The sequence below is a fragment of the Micromonospora sp. NPDC050980 genome (assembly GCF_040653835.1).
Lineage (GTDB): Bacteria > Actinomycetota > Actinomycetes > Mycobacteriales > Micromonosporaceae > Micromonospora.
This window is the reverse complement of record NZ_JBFAGS010000073.1, coordinates 1-1,353: the sequence shown is the minus strand read 5'-3', so window position 1 is coordinate 1,353 and position 1,353 is coordinate 1. Positions and strand designations below refer to the sequence as shown.

At 37.8% G+C, this 1,353-nt stretch carries 1 protein-coding gene; it reads right to left on the bottom strand.

The features are described from left to right. Window positions 1-1,248: plasmid recombination protein (locus tag AB0H28_RS30080; protein ID WP_358047524.1), on the bottom strand; the 1,248-nt coding region annotated here is incomplete at its 3' end. Between the last annotated feature and the right edge of the window lie 105 nt (window positions 1,249-1,353).

Below are 1,353 nucleotides of genomic sequence, written 5' to 3'. Positions count from 1 at the left end.
TTCTACGATTAGTAGATTCACTTGTTCTTGTAATACTTGCTTTTCTTCCCACCATTTTTGACCATTCTCAATGGCCGCTTCTTTCCCAATCAATGTTCGTTCTCTTTGGTTCACTTCTAATTCTTTATAGCTGATATCCAACTCCCTTTGATTGATGAACTCCTCTCTTTCATTTATTTGGCTCTCCCGGGCTTCTAGCAAACTTTTAGACCTATCTATGGTACTTAACCCTTCTTCGATACTAGAAACACCCCTGAGACGCTTAGAAAGCTTCTGGGCGTCTTCTTTTGTCAGAATATAGTTTCCTGTTTTTACTTCTTTCTTTTTCAGTACTCCTACTTTTTCCGTTTCTGCTTTCAACCTTTTCATATCAAATAAAGGAAATCCTTGTAAATCTCTTTCTACCCGTTCCTTTGTTTCTACTAGTTTTGTAATCTCCTCTTTCGTATCTCCTACTTGTTTTTGTAGGTCTTTCCGTTCTTGTTGTTGTTCTCTCACGATCTGTTCTAACTGTCCTTGTACGGTTTGTAACTCTTCTACTTTCCCCTCTGACTGTTTCACTTTTTTCTCTACCCGTTGTAAATAGGTTTCTTTTTTCTGTACCTGCTTTTCTACAATCGATTTTGTTTCCGCATATTCTTTGTATTGTTTTACTTTCATGTATTTATGTGAACCTACATTCGCTCGTTCAAAATCAGGGATACATTCTTTCGCCAATGCTTCAATATACGCCGTTTCTATCATTCTCCAATTTGCAATCAGTTCCATTCCTTTTCCATTTACGCCTTGTTCTTGCAAGGCTCTATCCATTCCGACACGCCTCGTTAATCCTCGACTACTTTCGAAATTCGGTACATAGTTAATATGTAGATGCGGATTTGCTTCATCATCATGTAAAACCATGTTATAGACTACTAGATTTGGATTTCGCCCTTGAAACACCTCTGCATACTGTTTTAACGCTTCTTTTTTAGCTTCCCTATACTTTGGGTCGTCTTTACCTTCCCCAATCGCTACAACGAGTTCTCGTTGCTCATGCGTCTTATCGTCTTTATGTATTTTGTCATAGTAATCATCAATCTTACGGTCATTCCGTTTTTGTTTCTCGTTATACTTGTCCAACGCTTTTTGAAAGACATCCTTGTATACAATTCGGATGTCCTTTTGAACAAAGTAAATATTCTCCTCTGACCTGGATAGATCTATACCAGGATTTCCATGAATGTTTTCTCTGTTATTGTGGCTCAATGAACTTTGGTGAGATTGATTAAATGAGATAGACCCCAACATAAAATGCCACCACTTTCCCTAGATTAATTGATACCATAAGTCTAGCAAAGCGACGAAATGGAG